Annotated in this window: 19 protein-coding genes; 9 read left to right on the top strand and 10 right to left on the bottom strand. The window is 71.6% G+C overall.

What is annotated here, in order from left to right; genetic code table 11:
• The first annotated feature begins 132 nt into the window (after nt 1-132).
• Complete coding sequence (kduI, locus tag IW245_RS18880; protein WP_197004500.1) at nt 133-948, top strand: 5-dehydro-4-deoxy-D-glucuronate isomerase; 816 nt, start codon at nt 133-135, stop codon at nt 946-948.
• Nucleotides 948-1,697, top strand: coding sequence for an SDR family oxidoreductase (locus IW245_RS18875; RefSeq protein ID WP_197008574.1), 750 nt, complete (start codon nt 948-950; stop codon nt 1,695-1,697). The genes kduI and IW245_RS18875 overlap by 1 nt, the downstream gene beginning before the upstream one ends.
• 82 nt (nt 1,698-1,779) lie before the next feature.
• Here the strand turns inward: IW245_RS18875 and IW245_RS18870 are convergent, their stop codons facing one another.
• Nucleotides 1,780-2,556 (bottom strand): RNA-guided endonuclease TnpB family protein, encoded by a 777-nt coding sequence (locus IW245_RS18870; RefSeq protein WP_197004499.1) that lies wholly within the window; start codon nt 2,554-2,556, stop codon nt 1,780-1,782.
• Nucleotides 2,557-2,636: 80 nt separating this feature from the next.
• On the opposite strand from IW245_RS18870, the gene IW245_RS18865 reads away from it, so the two are divergent.
• Nucleotides 2,637-3,443, top strand: a complete 807-nt coding sequence (locus IW245_RS18865) for an IclR family transcriptional regulator (RefSeq protein ID WP_197004498.1) — start codon at nt 2,637-2,639, stop codon at nt 3,441-3,443.
• Between the two features lie 108 nt (nt 3,444-3,551).
• Here the strand turns inward: IW245_RS18865 and IW245_RS18860 are convergent, their stop codons facing one another.
• The 8 genes from IW245_RS18860 to mraY form a co-directional block, all read right to left on the bottom strand.
• Nucleotides 3,552-5,075: a glycoside hydrolase family 88 protein gene (locus tag IW245_RS18860; RefSeq protein WP_197004497.1), complete on the bottom strand. Its 1,524-nt coding sequence runs from the start codon at nt 5,073-5,075 to the stop codon at nt 3,552-3,554.
• On the bottom strand, nt 5,072-6,133 hold the full coding sequence (pqqE, locus tag IW245_RS18855; RefSeq protein WP_233473143.1) for a pyrroloquinoline quinone biosynthesis protein PqqE: 1,062 nt from the start codon (nt 6,131-6,133) through the stop codon (nt 5,072-5,074). The genes IW245_RS18860 and pqqE overlap by 4 nt, the downstream gene beginning before the upstream one ends.
• The gene (gene pqqD / locus IW245_RS18850; protein WP_197004496.1) at nt 6,130-6,381 is read right to left on the bottom strand and encodes a pyrroloquinoline quinone biosynthesis peptide chaperone PqqD; all 252 of its coding nucleotides are present in this window, start codon (nt 6,379-6,381) and stop codon (nt 6,130-6,132) included. Before pqqD ends, pqqE begins: the two co-directional genes overlap by 4 nt.
• Nucleotides 6,378-7,058, bottom strand: a complete 681-nt coding sequence (gene pqqC, locus IW245_RS18845; RefSeq protein ID WP_197004495.1) for a pyrroloquinoline-quinone synthase PqqC — start codon at nt 7,056-7,058, stop codon at nt 6,378-6,380. Before pqqC ends, pqqD begins: the two co-directional genes overlap by 4 nt.
• On the bottom strand, nt 7,055-7,993 hold the full coding sequence (pqqB, locus tag IW245_RS18840; RefSeq protein ID WP_197004494.1) for a pyrroloquinoline quinone biosynthesis protein PqqB: 939 nt from the start codon (nt 7,991-7,993) through the stop codon (nt 7,055-7,057). Before pqqB ends, pqqC begins: the two co-directional genes overlap by 4 nt.
• A gap of 2 nt (nt 7,994-7,995) precedes the next feature.
• Entirely contained in the window at nt 7,996-8,106 is a 111-nt protein-coding gene (gene pqqA / locus IW245_RS18835) for a pyrroloquinoline quinone precursor peptide PqqA (RefSeq protein WP_197004493.1), read from the bottom strand.
• Nucleotides 8,107-8,241: 135 nt separating this feature from the next.
• On the bottom strand, nt 8,242-10,926 hold the full coding sequence (locus IW245_RS18830) for a glycosyl hydrolase family 95 catalytic domain-containing protein (protein WP_231398855.1): 2,685 nt from the start codon (nt 10,924-10,926) through the stop codon (nt 8,242-8,244).
• A gap of 109 nt (nt 10,927-11,035) precedes the next feature.
• Nucleotides 11,036-12,142 carry a phospho-N-acetylmuramoyl-pentapeptide-transferase gene (gene mraY, locus IW245_RS18825; RefSeq protein WP_197004492.1) on the bottom strand — a complete coding sequence of 369 codons (1,107 nt, stop codon included), beginning with the start codon at nt 12,140-12,142 and terminating at the stop codon, nt 11,036-11,038.
• Between the two features lie 206 nt (nt 12,143-12,348).
• On the opposite strand from mraY, the gene IW245_RS18820 reads away from it, so the two are divergent.
• Nucleotides 12,349-13,353, top strand: a complete 1,005-nt coding sequence (locus IW245_RS18820) for an ArsR/SmtB family transcription factor (RefSeq protein WP_197004491.1) — start codon at nt 12,349-12,351, stop codon at nt 13,351-13,353.
• A gap of 57 nt (nt 13,354-13,410) precedes the next feature.
• On the opposite strand, the gene IW245_RS18815 is transcribed toward IW245_RS18820, so the two are convergent.
• Nucleotides 13,411-14,313, bottom strand: a complete 903-nt coding sequence (locus tag IW245_RS18815) for a dihydrodipicolinate synthase family protein (RefSeq protein WP_197004490.1) — start codon at nt 14,311-14,313, stop codon at nt 13,411-13,413.
• A 57-nt stretch (nt 14,314-14,370) separates the two neighbouring features.
• Here IW245_RS18815 and araD point away from each other — a divergent pair, with 57 nt between their 5' ends.
• From araD to IW245_RS18790, 5 genes are all read left to right on the top strand, one after another.
• Nucleotides 14,371-16,080 (top strand): L-arabinonate dehydratase, encoded by a 1,710-nt coding sequence (araD, locus tag IW245_RS18810; protein ID WP_197004489.1) that lies wholly within the window; start codon nt 14,371-14,373, stop codon nt 16,078-16,080.
• A 96-nt stretch (nt 16,081-16,176) separates the two neighbouring features.
• The gene (locus IW245_RS18805) at nt 16,177-17,508 is read left to right on the top strand and encodes a sugar ABC transporter substrate-binding protein (RefSeq protein ID WP_197004488.1); all 1,332 of its coding nucleotides are present in this window, start codon (nt 16,177-16,179) and stop codon (nt 17,506-17,508) included.
• Nucleotides 17,505-18,410: a carbohydrate ABC transporter permease gene (locus tag IW245_RS18800; protein ID WP_197004487.1), complete on the top strand. Its 906-nt coding sequence runs from the start codon at nt 17,505-17,507 to the stop codon at nt 18,408-18,410. Before IW245_RS18805 ends, IW245_RS18800 begins: the two co-directional genes overlap by 4 nt.
• On the top strand, nt 18,407-19,273 hold the full coding sequence (locus IW245_RS18795; RefSeq protein ID WP_197004486.1) for a carbohydrate ABC transporter permease: 867 nt from the start codon (nt 18,407-18,409) through the stop codon (nt 19,271-19,273). The genes IW245_RS18800 and IW245_RS18795 overlap by 4 nt, the downstream gene beginning before the upstream one ends.
• 11 nt (nt 19,274-19,284) lie before the next feature.
• A complete protein-coding gene (locus IW245_RS18790; protein WP_197004485.1) occupies nt 19,285-20,676 on the top strand; it encodes a BNR-4 repeat-containing protein in 1,392 nt (463 codons plus the stop codon).
• Nucleotides 20,677-20,697 lie beyond the last annotated feature (21 nt).

Raw genomic sequence — 20,697 nt, 5'->3', positions numbered from 1 at the left:
GTTCTCCCTCGATCGGCAGGTCATCGGATCTCAATTGTTAGTAAGGCTAGCTTCCAGTCCTCCCAGGAGTCATAGTGATGAATGGAATCCGATCCGAGGGAACGCCTTCCCGTGACACGGAAAAGAGTGACTGTGCACACCCGACACGCGACGCATCCGGACGAGTTCGTCACTCTGAGTACTGACGAGCTCCGGAGTCGGTTCCTCGTCGAACGGCTGTTCGTCCGGGACGAGGTGCGGCTGACCCTCAGCCACCACGACCGGGTGATCCTCGGCGGCGCATGGCCCGCCTCCGGTCCGCTGACCCTGCCGGTGCCGGCGGAGCTGCGCGCGACAGCGTTCTGTGACCGCCGCGAACTGGCCGTGGTGTGCCTGTCCGGCCCGGGCGGCGTCACGGTCGGCGGCTCTTTGTACCCGATGTCCGCCCACGACGTCCTCTACGTCGGCCGGGGCTCCGGCCCGGTCACCTTCGACGGCGAAGCCCGGTTCTACCTGGTCTCCGCCCCGGCCCACGATAGTCATCCGACGACACTGGCGCGGGCCGCGGAGGTGGACGCGCTGCACCTCGGGGACGCCGCGCACGCGAACGTCCGCACCGTCCGCCGCTACGTGCACGCCGACGGGATCCGCTCCAGCCAGCTCGTCCTCGGGATCACCAGCCTCGCCGAGGGCAGCGTGTGGAACACCATGCCGTGCCACACCCACGAGCGGCGCACCGAGGCGTACCTCTACTTCGACCTCGCCGACGGCGAGCGGGTCCTGCACGTGGCCGGACCGCCCGACCGGACCAGGTCCCTGGTCGTCGCCGACGTCCAGGCCGTGCTCAGCCCGCCGTGGTCGGTGCACTTCGGCGCGGGCACCGCCCACTACAGCTTCGTGTGGGCGATGGCCGGCGAGAACACCGCCTACGACGACATGGACCACGTCGCGACCGGGGAACTGCGGTGATGTTCGACCTGGCCGGACGGACGGCGCTCGTCACCGGCGCGCGGGGCGGCATCGGCCGGGCCACGGCCCTGGCCCTCGCCGACGCCGGGGCGGACCTCGTCCTGTGGGGCCGGGGACCCGGCGCGGTCGACGACGTCGCCGCGCTGGTCGCGGAGCGGGGCCGTGCGGTGTCCGTCGTGTGCGCCGACCTGGACGACGCGGAGGTCGTCCGGGAGGCAGCCCATCGGGTCCTCGACCGGCACACGGTGGACATCCTGGTCAACAACGCCGGCACGATCCGCCGCGCCCCGGCCGCCGAGACGACCTACGCCGACTGGCGGGCCGTCCTCGACGTCAACCTCGACGCGGTGTTTCTGCTCTGCCAGCTGTTCGGTGCCCCGATGCGCGCCCGCGGCGGCGGCAAGATCGTCAACGTGGCCTCCCTGCTGTCGTTCCAGGGCGGCGTGCGGGTGCCGGCGTACGCGGCCAGCAAGCACGGGGTCGCCGGCCTCACCAAGGCCCTGGCGAACGAGTGGGCGGGCGACGCCGTGAACGTCAACGCGATCGCGCCGGGCTACATCGGCACGGCGAACACGGCGGCGTTGCGCGCGGACCCCCGGCGCGAGCCGGAGATCAGTACCCGGATCCCCGCCGGCCGGTGGGGCGAACCGGAGGATGTGGCGGGCGCGGTGGTCTTCCTGGCCGCGCCCGCGTCGGACTACGTGCACGGACACGTGCTCGTCGTGGACGGAGGGTGGATGGCCCGTTGACTTCCTCCTCGCCCATGGGGTGAGGACTCCCAGCAGCTCACTGCTTGCCGGGATGGTTCCTGCTTCAACGACCGCTGCCCGCTCAGAGAGGAGGACTTACGTGGTCTCCACAGGCGTTTACTCTCTCCGCAAGCCCTGCGGCGAGAATGTTTCTGGCGGCGTTCACATCGCGGTCGTGGGCGGTGTTGCAGGCCGGGCAGGTCCAGGACCGGGTGCCCAGGGGGACGTGGTCCACGAGGTGTCCGCACTCGGAGCACAACTTCGTCGAGGGGTACCAGCGGTTCAGAACGATCAGTTCCCGTCCGTACCAGTCGGATTTGTATTCGATCCTGCGACGCAGGTCGGCCCATCCCGCGTCGGAGATCGCGTAGGCCAGGGATCTGTTCTTGACCATGTTGTGCACCGCAAGGTCCTCGATCACGACCGTTTGATTCTCGCGGACGAGTCGGGTGGACACCTTGTGCAGAAGGTCAGAACGGCGATCCGCGATTCGGGCGTGGATTCTCGCCACGCGGCCGCGCGCCTTGACGCGATTGTTGGATCCTTTCTGTTTGCGGGCCAGCGTCTGTTGTGCGCGGGCGAGCCGACGCCGTTCGGCCAACGCGTGGCGAGGATTGTCAATCTTCTCGCCGGTGGACAGGGTCAGGAGGTGCGTCAGGCCCGCGTCCACGCCGACGCGACCGTCGGTGGGGTCCAAAGCCCTCACCCGGGACTCCACCAGGAACAGTCGACTTCGCTCCGCGAGTACGCGGTTGTAGACGTAGCGCACGCAGCCGAATGTTCGCGTCAGTTCCTTGGCCTGAGTTTCCGTCGGGTAGAAGCGGTAGCGGTACATCCGCTTCACAGTTCTAGAACTCATGACGACAGCGTACAGGATGATCCATTGAGGAGGAAGTCCATGTTCAAACCACCGAAGTCCAGCGTTACGGCGGACTACAGATGACCAGGGCGATCGCTACCCGTACCCAGGCCATGCTCCCCGCACCGACCCCGACCGCGATCGCCAAGGCGGTCGCGGTGTTGGAGGCCCTGGCCAGCCACCGGCGGGTCTCCCAGCTCGCCCGGGCGACGAACCTGCCGGTGTCCACGGTGCACCGGATCCTGCAGGAGTTCGTGGCCCTGGGCTGGGTGCGCGACGGCGACGAGCACGAGTACCTGCTCGGGCCGGCGGTGCTGCGGCTCGCCGGCCGGGCCGGGGACGACTCGGACCTGGCCCGCGCGGCCCGCCCCGCCCTGCACGCCCTGTGCGAGCAGTCGGGCTACACGGTGCACTTCGGGGTCCGCCAGGGCGACGAGGCCGTCTACGTCGACAAGCTCGACGGCCGGGGCGCGTACGGGATGCGCTCGCGGGTCGGGGCGACGTTCCCGCTGCACAGTACGGCGATCGGCAAGGCGATCCTCGCCGCGTTGCCCGACCGGGAGATGCGCGCGATCATCAGCAGGACCGGGCTGCCGCCGCGCACCCCGCGCACGATTGCGACGATCCCGTCCCTGGTGGCGCACCTGTCCACGATCCGGGTCCGGCGCTGGTCGTTCGACGACGAGGAGAACGTGGCCAGGATCCGGTGCGTCGCGGCGGTGGTGGTGGACCACCGCAACGTGCCGGTGGGCGCGGTCAGCGTGTCCGGCCTGGTGTTCGACATGGAACGCGACCAGGCCTGCCGGGTCGCCCCGCACGTGGTCCGGGCGGCGCACGAGGTGTCGGCGGCCCTGGGCGCGCAGCAGTACCCGCGAACGGCGGCGTGACGGCACCCGGCACCGACGACCCGGCCGGCCCGGTCCGGCGGCGGGCACCCGACACAGGTCAGGTGCCCGCCTCCCGGCTCAGCCTGCGGCGCCGAGCCCAGGCCGGGCTCAGCCCACCGGGCCCAGCTGTTCGTTCATGATCAGGAACGCGCCGAGGCCGTGCAGGTCGTTCGTGGCCCGGGTGCGGCTCAGGTAGTAGTTAAGGTCGCCCACGTTCGTGCCGACGCTGATGTCGGCCACGTCGCTCAGCCCGTCGGAGTTCTTTCCCACCTTGCCGAGCACGCCCCGGTAGCCCCGGTCGGCGACCGGCTGGTAGGACGCGTCCACGTAGCCGCGCTGGACGGCCCGGTCGACCGTGAACGCGTACATCGCCGAGCACGACGTCTCGGTCCAGTTGCCCGCCAGCTCGCCGCGGTCGACGACCTGGAACCAGCGCCCGGTGGCCGGGTCCTGGTAGCGCGCGTACCCGGCGACGAGTCGGCGGAGCGAGTCGACGATCGCGGCGCGTTTCGGGTGGTCGGCGGGGAGGAGTTCGAGGGTGTCGATCGCGGCCATGCCGTACCAGCCGATGGCCCGGCACCAGTACTGCGAGGACAGGCCGGTCTGCCTGTCCGCCCAGCTCTGCGACCTCGTCTCGTCGTAGGCGTGCAGCAGCAGCCCGTTGCTCTGCTGGAGGTGGGAGGCGTAGACGAGGAGCTGCTGGGCCGCAAGGTCGTCGCCCCACTGGGCCTCGCCGAACTGGTGCCCGTACCGGATGATGAACGGCACCACCATGAACGAGCCGTCCGCCCACAGCTGCCCGGTCTTGCTCGTCGCGTGGATCAGCCCGCCGTCGCCCGTGGTCGGGTACGTGCGCAGCCGGTCCCGGATCTTCTTCGCCGCCTTCTGGTACTTCGCCTGCCCGGTCTCCCTCGCCAACAGCAGCAGCACGTTGCCCGACTGCATCTGGTCGAGGTTGTTGAAGGAGAAACCGACGCTCCCGTCGGCGGCGACGAACCGGTCCGCCCACGCCCGCAGGTAGGACAGCAGGCGGGGGTCGTGGGTGCGCTGGTAGACGAGGTACTGCCCGTACAGGTACAGCCCCTCGGTGTAGCCCCAGCCGCCGAGCGTGTCCGGGGTCTTGCGCCGCATCGTCGAGTCGGTCACGGCCACGGACCAGTCGGTGCCGGCCTGGCCCCCGACCGTCACCGAGTCGAGGTTGGGGCCGCCGGCCGCCGTCGCCGCGGTCGCCCGGACGGTGTTCGGCCCGGCCACGAGCGTGGCGGTCACCGTGACCGTCCGCCACGTGGTCCACGCGCCGGTCGCCGGGAACGCGGTGGCCGTGGCCGTGCCGTTGACGGCCACGGCGAGCGGCCGGTCCCCGGTGGTCCCGTTGGCGTACCGGAACGTCAGCGTCGCCGGCCCGGTCGTGGTCGCCGGCACGGTGAACTCGACGTACCCGCCGGCCACGTTGTCGTAGTTGACGAACCCGGTGCCGGTGTACCCGGCGTGGTTGGACTCGACCACGGCCTGGGACAACGTGCCGTTCTCGGCCTCATAGCCGGCGGCGTCCGGCAGGGCGAGCGCGCCCGTCGGGGGCAGTAGTAGCGCCGCCACCGTCCCGAGCAGGACGGTGCTTCTTCGCAGGTTCATGAGGAGGGACCCTTCGGAGCGTGCGGACGGGGGAAGGGGGCGGTCTGTGGCGGCCCGGCGAGGGCCGCGTCCACGAGGTGCCGGTCGGGGGACAGCCGGCACACCGGATCCGTCGCGCCCGGGTCGCCGGTGAGCTGGAACGCCTGGCACCGGCAGCCACCCAGGTCGACGTCCTTGAGGGCACAGCTCCGGCACGGGTCGGGCATCCAGTCGGTACCCCGGAAGCGGTTGAACGACGGCGACGAGTACCAGATCCAGTCCAGGGACCGGTCGCGGACGTTGGCGAACTCCAGCGGCAGCGAGTCGGCCGCGGCGCAGGGCCGCACCTCTCCGCCCGGCGCGACGGTCAGCTGGGTCCGGCCCCAGCCTCCGGTGCACGGCTTGGGCGTGCCCGTGTGCAGGTCGGGAAGAACATAGGAGATCTCCATCCGGGTACGCGCCGCCCGCACCACCTCGGCCGTCGCCAGCACCTGCTCCATCGACGGCATCAGCCACGCCCGGTTCCGCAGCGCCCAGCCGTAGTACTGGGTGTGCGCGAGTTCGAGCCGGTCGGCGCCCAGCTCTCCGGCGAGCGCGATGACCGCCCCGACGTGGTCGACGTTGGCCCGGTGCAGCACGACGTTGAGGGTCAGCGGCCGGCCGGCGTCCTTCACCACCCGGGCCGCGGTGATCTTCCGCGCCCACGACCGGGTGCCGGCGATGTCGTCGGAGGCCCGCTCGGTGGCGTCCTGCACGCTGATCTGGACATGGTCGACCGGCAGCCGGGCCAGGCGGTCGGCGTCGAGCCCGAGCCCACTGGTGATCAGGTTCGTGTACAGCCCGTGCCGCCCGCAGCTGGCGACGAGCTCGTCGAGGTCCCGGCGGAGCAGCGGTTCGCCGCCGGACAGGTGGGCCTGCACGACGCCGAGCGCGGCGGCCTCGCCGAACACCCGGTCCCACTCCTGGGTGGACAGTTCGGAGTCGCGCGGGGCCAGCGCCACGGGGTTGGAGCAGTAGGGGCAGTGCAGGGGGCAGGCGTGGGTGAGCTCGGCGAGCATCCCCAGCGGCGCGGGGATCACGTCAGCACCACCAGGCGTTGGCGGGCCAGGTCGGCCAGCAGCTCCTCGACCTCGGCCGGTTCGACGTCGGAGTAGCTGCGCCGGAGGGTCCGGGTGATCTCCCCGACGTCGCGGACCCCGTCGCACAGGGTCAGGATGTCCGCGGCCGTCTCGTTGAGCACCACCACCGACTCCGGCCGGGTCAACAGCCACGTGCCCCGCGCCGGCTGCCAGTGCAGCGCCACGTGCGCGGCGAGCCGGGGGATCACCGGTGCCCCCGGTACGCGTGGTCCAGCGCGTCGAGCATCGCCCACAGCACCTCGCACTTCAGGGTCAGCGCGTCCGCGCACGCCGCCCGCTGCTCGGCCGTCCGCGCGTACTCCAGGACCACCTCCAGGGCGTGCCCGGCCTCGCGCGGGGCCTGCACGCACCGCTTCTCGAAGTAGGCCAGCCCGGCCGGGTCGATCCACGGGTAGTGGGTCCGGAACGCCTCGATCCGCCGCCCCATCAGGTCGGGCGCGAACAGCTCGGTCAGCGAGGACGCCACCCCCGCCACCCAGGACGCCTCCCGGGCGAAGGCGGAATACCTGTCCACGGCGAACCGCACCCCGGGCAGCACCTTTTCCGGGTCGAGCACGTCCGCCCGGTCCAGCCCCACGGCGTCGCACAGCGCCAGCCAGTCGGCCATCCCGCCCTCGCCCTCGGCCGCCCCGTCGTGGTAGGCGATCCGCTCCAGCCACCGTCGGCGGACGGCCGGCACGGGACAGTTGGCGATGATCGCGGCGTCCTTCCGCGGCAACGAGGCCTGGTAGTACCACCGGTTGGAGACGAAGGCCCGGATCGCGTCCGGGGCCAACTCGCCGGCGAGCATCGCCTGCTGGAAAGGGTGCTTCTCCCAGTAGATCGTGGCGCGCCGCCGCAGCTCGGCGACGAACTGTTCCGTCATAGCGCGAACTCCATCCCGTCGTGGGCCACCTCGACGCCGGCCGCCTCGACGGCGCGCCGGGCCGCGGAGTCCTCGACGAGCAGCGGGTTGGTGTTGTTCAGGTGGGTGTAGATCCGGCGCGGGGTGGCCAACCCGGCCAGGACCGGCAGGGTGCCGCCGGGGCCGGTGACCGGCGCGTGGCCCATCGACCGGGACGTCTTCTCCGGCCGGCCGACCAGCGCCATCTCGTCGTCGGTCCAGCACGTGCCGTCGACCAGCGCGCAGTCCGCCGCCTCCAGCTCCGTGACCAGGTCGGGGGTCAGCTCGGGCACACACGGCAGGTAGACCAGGACGGCGCCGCCCCGCCCGGTGAACACGTAGCCCACGACGCCGGCCGGGTCGGCGGGCAGGTGCGCGGCGTAACGGGGGAGCTTCGTCGAGCCGGTCGGCAGGGCGCGCACGCTCAGGTACCCGTCGAGAGGGGTGTCCACCCCGGGTTCGAGCACCCGGCGGAGGACCGGCTGGTACGCGCCGAGGATCGCGAGCAGCGGGGCGGCGGCGCGGAAGACGGCGGCGGTCGCGTACACCGTGAGGCCGTCACCCTCGCGCAGAGACAGCAGCCCGGCGGTGTGGTCCAGCTCGGCGTCGGTGAGCAGCACCGCCCGGACCGGACTCCGCCGGATCTCCCCTCCGGCGGTGCTGCCCCGGGCCTCACCTCCGGCCGAGCCACCCCCGGCCGCAGCAGCGGGCTCCGCGAGCCGGGCCAGGTGCGCGCCGATGTCCGGGGTCGCGTTGACCAGAAACCAGCCCCGCCGGTCCCCGCTGACGGCCAACGCCGCCTGGGTCCGGGCCCGGACCGGCAGGCGGCCGGTCCGGGCGCCGTCGCAGTTGCGGCACGAGCAGTTCCACTGCGGGAACCCGCCGCCGGCGGCGGATCCGAGAATCCGCGCCCACATGGTCAGCGCGGGTTGTACGGGTCGGCGCCGCTGTACGACGTGACCTCCGCGCCGAGGGAGACCTGCACGGCCGTCGGCCGCTTCCAGGGCCTGCGTGACCTACGAGTGTCCATCCTGTCCTCCTGCGTGTCGAATCCATGGACGTGTGCGCACATGATGCGCACGGCTCCGACCAGGGCGGCCGGAAGTTTCCGCGCGGCGGAACCCCGGCCGGGTCAGGCCGGCGGCCCCATGCCGCCCCCGGCCGGTCAGGCCGGCAGCCCCCATGCCGCCCCCGGCCGACTCACCGGCACCGGCGCGACCACGCACGCCGGTGTCGGCCCGGCCGCGTGCACCAGCACCTCCCGGTCCCGGGCCAGGTCGATCTCGATCACCCCGTCACCGAGGTCGCGCCATACCGCTGCCGACCCGTCGTCGAGCACCACGGCCAACCCGCCTCCGGTGCCGACCGCGAGGCTGTCGAGGTTCGGGCCGCCGTTCGCGGTGGTGGCCGCGAGCCGGACCGTGTTCGACCCCGCCGCCAGGGTCACCGTGGCGGCCCGGGTCGTCCACGTGTCCCAGTTTCCGGTGCCGGGGAACGACAGCGTCGTCACGGGAGCGCCGTTGACGGTGAGGGCGCAGGGGCGGTCGACGGCTGTGCCGTTGGCGTACCGGAAAAGGAGGTTTGTGGGTCCTGAAGGCGCGGTCACCGTGAACTGCACCGCCGAGCCCGCCACGTTGTCGAAGTTGACGAACCCGCTGCCGGTGTAGCCGGCGTGGTTGGCCTCCACGACGCCGCCGGCGAGCACGGCGTCCTCGGCCTGGAGAAGTACCGACGAGGAGGCGATCCCGGGCCGCAGCCGCAACGGCTCCCCGGCCAGGCTGCGCGCCCGGACGAACCGGGTCGCCCCGCCGACCCGCGCGGCGCTGACCAGGAACGCGCCCTGGGTGCGGAAGTCGTGCACGGTCACGTCGGCCCACGCGTCGGGCACCGCCGGGAACACCCGGATCACGCCGCCCCAGCTCGCGACGAGCATGTCGTGCAGGGACTGCGACGCCGACAGCGGGGTCTCGATCACCGGCCCGGCCTCGGTGTACATCGTGTTGGCCCGCACCGGGTAGGACACCGTCGGGTCGAAGAACTTGTTCAGCCAGCCCAGCGCGGCGTTGCCCCGGCCCATCATGGCGCAGAACGACGCGGCCCCGGTGTAGGAGTAGCCCCGGTGCGCGCCGGTCAGGCCCAGCCAGTGGTTCACCGACGTCTCGATCAGGGCCCGGTCGCCGGGCCGGTCCCAGTTCACCAGGTACAGCGGGTACACCGACAGCATGTGCGAGTAGTGCCGGTGCGACATCGCGAACGGCACCCCGGCCCCGATCATGAAGCCGTTCGCGTCGGTCGGCGCGGCGGCCAGCTTGTCGAGCACCTGTTGCCACTTCGAGGCGAGCGGGTCGGTGATGCCCAGCCGGGTGGCCGACTCGCGCAGGGTCTGGCAGCCCCAGCGGAGCAGGGCGAGGTCGTAGTTGCAGTCGGGCGCGTTGGTGCCGTACTCCGGGGAGAACGTCTGCGGCAGGTGCATCCGGCCCGCCGAGTCGGTCGTGAGGAAGCGCAGGTAGTAGTTGACGGCCCGGCGCAGGATCGGGAACAGCACATTGCGCAGCATCGTGTCGTCCATCGTGTGCCGGTAGGACAGCCACACGTTGTGCAGGGCCCAGGTCAGATCGCCCACCTCGGGGGTACCCGCGTCCCCCGGCTTCCCGACGCTGCGGTTGCAGAACATGTCCGAGCTGCGGCCGAGCCCCGAGGAGTCCGACCGGTAGGCGCTGGACACGTTGTCGATCAGCTGCTGCTGGTTGTTCGCCAGGGTGCTGGTGACCGCGTCGAGTTCGAGGTGGTTGGAGCCGTGGATCAGCCAGTACTCCAGCTGGACGTTCAGGTTCCACCACACCGCCGGCCACGGGGTCGGCTCCAGCCACGGCCCGGTCGTCGCCATGACCGGCCCGCCGGCCCGCGACCCCGAGGCCACCTTGTAGAGCTGGATCCAGTGGAACGCCTGCATCCGCTGGTCCGGGATGGACAGGAAACTCTTCCGGTGGAAGGCGTGCCACCAGTCGCGGTGCGCGGCCGGGTCGGCGCTGGCGGCCGTGACCCTGTTCAACGCCGTGGCCTCGGCGGTCGTCCCGGGGTAGCTGTGCGCGACCGTCAGCAGGAGGGTGCCGGAGGCCTGCCGGTAGGCGGTCGCGGTCCGCCCGCCGCCGAGCAGCGTCTGGGTGACCTGCCGGGCGTCCCCGGTGCTCTTGCTGACCGGCGCGGGGTTGTCGGTGTAGCCGTCCGGCTTGGGCTTCCCCGGGTACGCGGGCGAGATCGCGGCCTGCGGGTGGAACGTCCACGCCACCCGCTCCCCGCCGCTGGCGGTCACCTTCGCGACCAGCACCTCGTCGTGGATGTACGCCCGTAGCGTCAGCGTGCCGGCCGAGGTGGTGACCGTGCCGGTCAGCTCGGCGTTCCACAGGTCCAGCCGCCAGTCGACGGAGCTGATCGTGCCGACCGGCTCCAGGGTGAGGTAGCCGACGGGCAGCCGGCACACCCCGTACTGGCTGCCGAACTCCGGCCGGTGGTCCTGCACCTCGCCGTGTTGCACCGTGAACCGGATCTGGTTCTTGCCGGGCTCCTGGTAGACCATGCTGCCGAGCCGGCCGTCGCCGAGGAACGGGCCCTCGTGCCACACGGTCGGCAGCCGCTTCCACACCAGGTCGCAGCCCTGGAGGAAGTCGGCCCACTGGGCGTCGGTGGCCATCCGGTTGTCGAGCGGGACCCCCTGCACGGCGGTGGTCCCGCTCGTGGCGACCACCCGGCCGGGGGAGGCTGAGGCCGGCCCGGCGGTCAACGCCGCCCCGGTCGCGGCGGCGGCCGCCGTCCCGAGCACCGTCCGACGGCTGATCCTGTGCTGACCCATGCGCGCACCCACTCCAAGAGGTCGGATGTATTCGATGAGTCACACGCTAATCAGCGCCATCCCGGTCCGGAAGCCCGCAGGGTGATCCGATCTGTCTGGCGGAAAGCCTTCACGGGTACGCCCGGAGAAAGTCCGCGTAGAACACGCCCAGCGCGACGAGCACGCCCACCCCGGCGACGATCCAGAACCGGACCACGATGTTCACCTCGCTCCAGCCCTCCCGCTCGAAGTGGTGGTGCAGCGGGGACAGCCGGAAGAGCCGCCGGCCGGTCGTCCGCACCCAGATCCGCTGCAGCACGACCGACATCGTCAGGGTGACGAACAGCGCGCCCAGCACCGGGGTGAGCAGCACGGTGCGGGTGGCTAGCGCCAGCCCGCCGATCAGGCCGCCCAGGCCGAGCGCGCCGGTGTCGCCCATGATGATCCGGGCGGGGGAGGTGTTCCACCACAGGAAACCCAGCAGCGCCCCGGCAGCGGCGGCGGCCACCATCGCGATCTCCAGCGGGTCCCGGCTGGCGTAGCAGTACTCGCCGGCCCGGCTGGCCGGATAGTCGGGGCACCAGTGCCGGTACTGCCAGAACGCGATCACCGTGTACGCCGTCAGTACCAGGATCGACGCTCCCGTCGCCAGGCCGTCGAGCCCGTCGGTCAGGTTCACGGCGTTGCTCGACGACATGATCACGACGAGGAAGAGGACGATCGCCACGACCTTGCCCGTGTACAGCCAGTCGATGTCGCGCACCAGCGACAGGTGGTCGCCGCCGACCGTGAACCCGCTCGTGGCGCTCGGGAAGCTCAGCGCGATCCAGCCGAACACCCCGCCGGCCGCGATCTGGCCGATCAGCTTGCCCCGCTTGCTCAGCCCGGCCGGGTTCTTCCGCCGGACCTTGATCCAGTCGTCGAGGAACCCGACGAGTCCGCAGCAGACCAGCAGCCCCAGCAACACGAAGCCGGTCACCGTGACGCCGGCCGTCCGCAACGGCTTCGCCGGCATCCCGGCCAGGACCACGTGGCCGGCGGCGTAGGCGAGCACGGTCGCCAGAATGAAGACCAGGCCGCCCATCGTCGGGATGCCGCGCTTGCCCTCGTGGGTCACCGCTCCCAGGTTCCGGATCGGTTGACCGGCCTTCAACGCCCGGAGCACCCGGGCCGCGAACGGCGTGCTGACCAGCGACAGGACGAACGCGACGACTGCTGCTGCGAGGACGGCCCGCAAGGATGGCTCCGTTTCTGTTGCCGACTGCGGCGGTCGGGCCCCTGCTCCCCCGTGGCGCAGGGACCCCCGCCGGGCGTGGCGCGCGCCGGGCCCCGGCCACGCCCCTGACCGGCCCGGGGTCCGGGCCGCTCCTCCTCAGCCAACCGGGACAGCACGACAGGAGCCCCATGTTTTAGGCTGTCGCGAATCCTGATCACGGAGGCCGCATGTCGCAGGTACGGTTCGAGGTCGCCGACCTCGCCGAGATCCGGTTCTGCGTCTCCCCGCTCTGGGAAACCGTGACCAGCCTGTGGGCGCTGGCCGACCCGGCCCGGCACGCGTGCCACCGACCCTGGATCGGCTGGGCCCGGGCCGTCGCGGCCCGCCCCGAGATCGCCCCGCACGTCGAACTCCTCGCGGCGTTCGCCCGCCCGAAGGCCCCCCTGCCGGACTTCCTCACCCCGCCGCCCCGCGACTCGCTCGTGGACTTCGCCGACGAACTCGGCACGGTCCGCGGCACCCCGCCGGAGATCGTCGCGGTCGACATCGCCTCCACCCACCGCCCGGCCTCGCCGCTGCACCCCCTGGCCCGCGCCGTCGCCGCGGCCCCGGCCGAGTGGCTGCCCCGGATCGCCGACGCCGTCGAGGCCTGGTGGCTGGCCGCGATCCTGCCGCACTGGCCCCGGATGCGCGCGCTGCTGGAGGCTGACATCGCCCACCGGTCCCGCCAGTTCGCCGACGGCGGACCCCGGCTGCTGTTCGACACCCTGCACCCGAGCACCAGCTGGGCGGGCGACCGGCTGCTGGTCGCCGACCCGTTCGGGCTCGACGTCGCGGTGGCCGGCTCGGGCCTGCCGCTGCGCCCCAGCCTGTTCCTCGACCACCGGGTGCTGCTGACCCAGTCCGACTGGAACCCGCCGTCGGCCGTGTACCCGGCCCGCGCGGTGGGCACCCTGTGGGAGCACGAGCACCGCACCTCCACGATCCTGGCCCGGCTCCTCGGCGCGAACCGGGCCCGGCTCCTGGCCCTGTGCGCCACGCCCACGACGACCACGGCGTTGGCCGCCCGCACCGGCCTGACCCCGGGCAGCGTGTCCCAGCATCTCGCGGTCCTGCTCCAGGCGGGGTTGTTGACCCGGCACCGGCACGGCCGCGAGGTGCACTACACCCGCACGGAACTCGGCCACCACCTCCTGGCCCCCGCCGACCCGGCGACCCTCGACCTGGCCTAGCCGGGCCGCCGGGTCCGCACGGGCCTGCCGTGTCCGCCGGGCGGCGATGTCGCGGCGCTAGCCGGGCAGCACGCCCCAGGTGCGCAGGATCCGGGTCACCTCCGCCCGATCCGCCGCCTCCAGCCCGATGATCGGCGGCCGAACCCCGGCCCCGCACACCCCCACCTGCGCCAACGCCTCCTTCACCACTGACACGTTGTGCTCGGCCCCGTGCCGCGCCCGCAACTCCTCCAACGGCCGCACCAGCCGCCACACCCGCATCGCCCCGGCGACGTCCCCGGCCCGCAGACACCCCAGCATCGTCAGCGACAACCCGGGTGCCACGGTCGCCAGCCCCGATGTGAACCCGCGCGCCCCGGCCACCCAGAAGAACGGCGCCCACATCTCGGCCAGTCCACACGAGAACGTCAACCGCCCGCCCAGCTCCGCCACCGCCGTGGCCAGCGCGAACACGTCGGGGACCGCGTACTTCACGCCGATCACGTTCGGGCACGAGGTCGCCAGGGCCGACAGGGCCGCAGGGGTCGCCACCGGATGGCGGACGTAGCAGACCACCCCGGTGTCGGGGACCGCGTCCGCCACTGCCCGGTGGTAGTCGACCCAACCCCGTTCCGACTGGTACGGATGCACCGGCTGATGCACCATCACCGCCCGCGCGCCGGCCTTCGCCGCGGCCAGAGCCATGGCACCGGCCGTGGCCGTGTCGTGGCCGACCCCGGCCAGGACCACGGCCCGGTCGCCGGCCACGTCGCACGTCACCGCGACGGCCCGGTCGCATTCCGCTGGGCGGAGCGCGTAGAACTCGCCGGTGTTGCCGTTGGGGGTGACGACGCCGATGCCGCCGTCGACGAGCCGGGCGACCCCTGCGGCGTATCCGTCCTGGTCAAAGGCCCCGGAATCGTCGAACGGGGTGACCGTGATGGCCACGACCCCGGTCAGTGCCGTCCTGAGTTCGTCCATGCCATCCACCCTGGACGATCGTTGACCCTCGCGCCAGCGCGCTCCTATTGTGCGGAAATGTTGCTACCGGAGGAACTGCGCAGTCACAGGTGGTACGGATCGGACGGGGTCCGGGCCTTCAGTCACCGGTCGAGGACCCGGCAGCTCGGCATCGGCGCGGCCGAACACCAGGGCAAACCGGTCATCGCGGTGATCAACACCTGGAGCGAGTTGAACCCGTGCCACGCCCATCTGCGGGACCGGGCGGAGGCGGTCAAACGGGGTGTCTGGCAGGCCGGCGGCTACCCGGTGGAGCTGCCGGCGGGGGCGATCGCCGGGGAGACGTTCACCAAGCCGACCGCCATGTTGTACCGCAACCTGCTCGCCATGGAGACCGAGGAGCTGCTCCGCTCCTATCCCGTGGACGGCGCCGTCCTGCTCGGCGGCTGCGACAAGTCGGTCCCGGCGCTGCTCATGGGGGCGGCCAGTATGGACGTGCCCGCCATCGTGGTGCCGGCCGGTCCGATGCTGCGCGGGCACTGGCGTGGCGAGACCCTGGGCAGCGGCAGCGACATGTGGCGGTACTGGGACGACCGGCGCGCCGGCCAGCTCGGCGACGACGCCTGGGCCGAACTGGAGGAGGGCATCGCCCGCTCGGCCGGTACGTGCATGACGATGGGCACCGCGTCCACCATGACCGCCGTCGCCGAGGTGCTCGGCATGACCCTGCCGGGCGCGTCCTCGATCCCGGCCGTGGACTCCGCGCACAGCCGGATGGCGGCGGCCAGCGGTCGGCGGATCGTGGAACTCGTCTGGCACGACGTGCGACCGTCGCACATCCTCACCCCGGCGGCCTACGCCGACGCCGTCACCGTGGTCATCGCGCTCGGCGGGTCGACCAACGCGCTGATCCACCTGGTGGCGATGGCGGGCCGCAGCGGCGTACCCGTCAGCCTTGAGGATTTTGATCTCGCCTCGCGCAGGGTGCCGGTGCTCGCCGACATCCGCCCGAGTGGACGGCACCTGATGGAGGACTTCTACTACGCCGGCGGGCTGCCCGGCCTGCTGTCCCGGATCCCCGACCTGCTGCACCCGAAGCGGATCACGGTCGGCGGCGGGGGACTGGCCACGGGGCTGGTGCACGACGACGCCGTGATCCGGCCCCGGGACAACCCGGTGTCCGCCGACGGCGGGCTGGCCGTGCTGCGCGGCAACCTGGCCCCGCGCGGGGCGGTGATCAAGCACCTGGCCGCCGAGCCACGGCTGCACCGTCACACCGGCCCGGCCCTGGTCTTCGACGGGTACGCCGACCTGCGCCGCCGGATCGACGACCCCGACCTGCCGGTCACCGCCGACACGGTCCTCGTCCTGCGCGGGGTCGGCCCCCGCGGCGGCCCGGGCATGCCCGAGTACGGGATGCTCCCCATCCCCGACAAACTGCTCAAACAAGGGGTCCGGGACATGCTCCGGATCTCCGACGCCCGGATGAGCGGCACCAGTTACGGCGCGTGCGTCCTGCACGTGGCCCCCGAGTCGCACATCGGCGGCCCGCTCGCCGTGGTCCGCGACGGCGACCCGATCACCGTGGACGTGCCCGACCGCCGGCTCGAACTCGGCATTCCCGACGACGAGCTCGTGGCCCGCCGCGCGGAGTGGACCCCGCCGGCCCCGGTCTACCCGCGCGGCTACGGCCGGCTGTTCGACGCCCACGTGTCCCAGGCGGACGAGGGTTGCGATTTCGACTTCCTCGCGGCCCCTGGCCGGATTCCCGAACCGGAAGCGGGTTGACCGCCATTGACTGTGGCGTATGACACTCGGTACGGTCACCTGAATCGTTGCCATAAGGGCGACACCTGTCCAAGTATGTGAACAGGAGGCGGTCAGATGTCACAGCGTCGGCTCGGGGCGGCGGTGGTCGGGACACTGGCTATCGCGCTGGTGGCGGGTTGCTCCGCATCGAAACCCACCGCGACAGATCAGAACTCCACGGCCCCGATCGAGATGTGGATCCGCCAGGCGCCCGACTCCGACTCGGCGAAGACCGCCCAGCGGCTCGCCGACGCGTTCACGAAGTCCAGCGGCATCAAGGTCAAGGTCGTCGCGCTGTTCGACGACTTCGAGACCAAACTCCAGCAGCAGGCCGCGCAGAAGGCCCTGCCGGACATCGTCATCAACGACACCGCCCAGCTCGGCACCATGCAGTCGCAGGGCTGGCTGCGCGAGGTGGACAAGAAGAAGTTCGCGACCGCCGGCCAGCTGTCCGACCGGGCGTGGAAGGCGGCGCAGGCCTCCGACGGCCGCTACTACGCCGCCCCGTTCTCCGCGCAGTCCTTCGCGCTGATCGTGCGCAAGGACTGGCGGGCCAAGGTCGGGCTGCCCGCGCCGTCCAGCTGGGACGACCTCGCCAAGCTCGGTGCGGCCTTCACCGACGGCGACCCCGACGGCGACGGCAAGAAGGACACGTCCGGGTTCGTCATCCCCGCCACCACCAAGCGGGGGTACGCGTCCTGGTACACCTCCTCCCTGCTCTGGGCCAACGGCGGCGACTTCCTGGCCCCCGGCGGGGCCGGTAAGTGGAAACCCGCCGTGAACTCGGAGAAGTCCGTACAGGCGGTGACCTGGCTGCGCGACCAGTTCTGCGTCGCCAAGAGCGTCAACCCGGGGGCCGTGAACAACGACACCACGGTCACCCACGAGGCGTTCGAGAAGGGCCAGGGCGGGATCTACCTGGTCGGGCCGTACGTGCTCGCCCGGTTCGTGAAGAACATGGGCACGGACAAGATCGAGGTCATCCCGGTGCCGAACGGGCCGGCCGGCGGGCCGGGCACCCTCGGCGAGGGCGAGAACGTGTACATGATGGCCGGCTCGAAGAACCAGTCCGGCCAGCAGAAGTTCGCCGAGTTCGTCACCTCCGTCGAGGGCCAGCAGATCGGCATGAACAAGGACGACCCGGGGGCGATCGTCCGGCTGCCCGTGAACACCACGGTCGACCTGGGCGCGGTGCGGCAGGACCCGCGCTGGAAGGTGTTCCAGGAGGCCTACAAGGCCGCCGTCTACACCCCGCCCGTGCCGAACTGGGCCCCGTTCCGGCAGACCACGGCCGACGCGATGAACGCCGTGTACGCCAACTGCGGCACCTCGGTGAAGACCGCGATGGACGACCTCGCAGGCAAGCTCTCCGACGAGCTGAAGAAGCAGAACGCGCTCGCGTCATGACCGTCGCACAACCCACGTCGCGTCGCCGGCTCACCAGCCGGCGGCGTGGCACCCTGATCGCCTGGCTGTTCCTCGCCCCGGCACTGGTGCTGTTCCTGTACTTCAAGTTCATCCCGATGGCCCAGGGCCTGCGGATGAGCTTCTTCGAGGTCCGCACATACCTCGGCGACCGGTACGTCGGCGTCGACAACTACGCGACCATCCTGTCCGACCGGGCCTTCACCAGCGCCCTGTGGCACACCGTCGCCCTGGCGGCCGGCACCACCGCCGGCTCCCTCGTGCTCGGCTTCGTCCTCGCGCTCCTCGTCGAGGGCAAGGCCCGGCACCTGTGGATCGTGCGCACCGCGGCGTTCCTGCCCGTCGTCACCACGATGGCCGCCGTCGCCGAGGTCTGGCGGATCATGTACTACCCGGGCGACTCCGGCGTCGTCAACACGATCGCCGGCTGGGTCGGCATCGCGCCCCAGCCGTACCTGGCCAGCGAGAACAGCTCCCTGGTGTCCATCATGGCGATGGGCGTCTGGCGGGGAGCCCCGTACGACATGATGATCATCCTGGCCGGGCTGGCCGGTGTCGACCGCAGCCTGTACGAGGCCGCCGCCGTCGACGGGGCCACCCCCTGGCGACGGCTGCGGCACATCACGGTCCCCGCGCTGCGGCCCGTGTTCGGCATCCTCTTCACGCTCGCCGCGATCCGGGGCCTGCGGGTGTTCACCGAGGTGTTCACGCTCACCAACGGCGCGCCCAACGGGTCCAGCGAGGTCCTGATGACCCTGATCTACAAGCTCGGCCTGCAACGCGGCGAACTCGGCGTCGCCGCGGCCGGCTCGATCGTCCTGTTCGCCGCCACGCTCGTGCTCACCGTCGGCGTGCGACTGTTCCGCCGGAGGGATGCCCGATGAGCGACCGTTTCGACAGTGCGTTGGGTTTGGAGGCGCGGCGCGGGCCGGGGGCCTGGGCGGCCAAGCTGCTGCTGTACACGACGATGGTCGTGGTCTTCGCCGGGCCGCTCGTCGCGCTGCTCGTCGGCGCGTTCAGCCGGGTGATCGACCCGACCGGGTTCTCCCTGATCCCCAACGGCTTCACCCTCGCCAACTTCGTCGAGGCCGGCCACAAGAACGTCTACCTCTACCTGCTCAACTCCTTCGTCGTGGTCGGCTTCGGGCTGCTGCTGCAGATGCTGGTCAGCGTGTTCGCCGCCTACTCCCTCGCCCGGAAGAAGTTCCGCGGCATGGCCGTCGTCCTGATCATCATCCTCGCGACCATGATGCTCCCCGAAGAGGTGATCATCGTGCCGCTGTCGGTGGTGCTCGCGGACCTGCCGCCGTTCCACACCAACCTGATCGGCTCCTACGCCGGCATGATCCTGCCCGTCGGCGCCTGGGGCTTCTCCATCCTCGTGATGACCGAGTTCATGAAGGACGTGCCGGTCGAACTCGAGGAGGCCGCCCGGATCGACGGGGCCGGCGAACTGCGCACCTTCTTCTCGATCATCCTGCCCATGTGCCGGCCGGCGCTCGGCGTCATCGGCGTCTTCGGCTTCACCATGATCTGGGACCAGTACCTGCTGCCGCTGATCGTGGCCACCGAGCCCGGTCAGTACACGTTGCCGATCGCGCTGCGCACGCTGCGCTCCGACGAAGAGGTCGGGATCGGCGTCCTGCTCGCCGCCGCGCTGCTGGCGCTGCTGCCCTCCGTGCTCGCCTTCCTGGCGTTCCAGCGCCAGTTCATGCGCGGCCTGACCAGCGGCGCCATCAAGGGATAGGAGTGTCGTCCATGGACAGACGAGATGTGTTGCGCGCGGCGGTCGTCGCCGGTGGAGCCCTCGGCGGAGGGTTGGTGGGCGGCTTCGCGTCGGCCGGGCCTCCGACCGGGGCCGACGTCGCCGGTGATCCCGCCGGGGCTCGCGTTCCCGGCTCGGCGGCCGGGCTGGCCCCCGCCTTCACCGTGATGACCCCCGAGACCCGGGTCGCCGCCCGCACCGACCGCCGCCCGGTCGCCGGCGCCGTGCACGACCCGGTCGCCCGCGCCACCTTCGTCTCCTGGGGCGGGGTCAACGAGGACAGCTACGTCCAGGCCTACGACCATGCGACGGGTACCTGGTCGGCGAGGAAGAAGGTCCTCGACGGCGGCGGCGACTCGCACAACTACCCGACCCTCGTCCAGGCCGCCGACGGCCACCTGCTGCTCTTCGTCGGCGTGCACAACCAGCAGCTGGTCCTCGCCCGCTCGCCGCAGCCGCACACGGTCACCGGCACGTGGACCGTCGCGAACATCGCCCCGGCCGCCAGCTACCCCATGCCGCTGCGCACCACCAACGGCACCCTGTTCGTGTTCTACCGCGAGACCAGCCAGGAGGTCGACCCGACGGCCCCCACCGACACCCGGCCGATGCTGTACGTCCGGTCCACCGACAACGGGCTCACCTGGAGGTCCTCGAAGGACCTGACCGGGCATCCGTACGCGATCGGCTCGACGACCCGCGCGGACCACCTCAACGAGGAGTACGTCGGCCAGCTCCGCTACGACCCGGCCCGCAACCGGGTGCACCTCGTGTGGACCAAGGCCGGCGGCGGCCCCACCCAGAACGTGCACGACTACTACCACAAGGACCTGCACCACGCGACGTTCGACCCGGCGAGCCTGAGGTTCCGCAACGCCGCCGGCAGGGACCTCGGCACCCAACTGACCGACACCGACCAGGACGGCTCCTGCCGGGTGGCCACGACGGCCCTGGTCCGGCCGGCCGGCTTCAAGTCCCCCGACTACATCCAGCTCACCGGCTGGCTCGACAACGGCCGGCCGTTCCTCGTCTGGTTCACCTACGACGACGCCGGCCTCGAGCACACCATGGCCTCGGTGTGGACCGGCAGCGCCTGGTCGACCCGCGAGGTGGCCACCGGCCTGCGCACCCGGGAGATGGAACGGGTCGGCCCCGACACCTGGCGGGTGTACGCCACCCGGCTCGGCCAGCCCGACATCCACACCTTCCTGCTGAAGGCCGGGAGGACGTGGACGGCGGAGACCACGATCGCGATCCCCCGCGAGGTGCAGCGGATCGACCTGGTGGCCGGCTTCCGGGACCCGGTCCGGGTCCTGGCGACGGGCAACTCCAGCGCCCGGGAGGTGTCGGTGGCCGACGGGGACATCTACACGGCCGGCCTGTAGCGGGACCACGGACAGCGGGGC

Source organism: Longispora fulva, assembly GCF_015751905.1.
Classification (GTDB): Bacteria; Actinomycetota; Actinomycetes; order Mycobacteriales; family Micromonosporaceae; genus Longispora; species Longispora fulva.
Note: the sequence above shows the minus strand (reverse complement) of the source record. Positions and strands in the feature narration are given on the sequence as shown.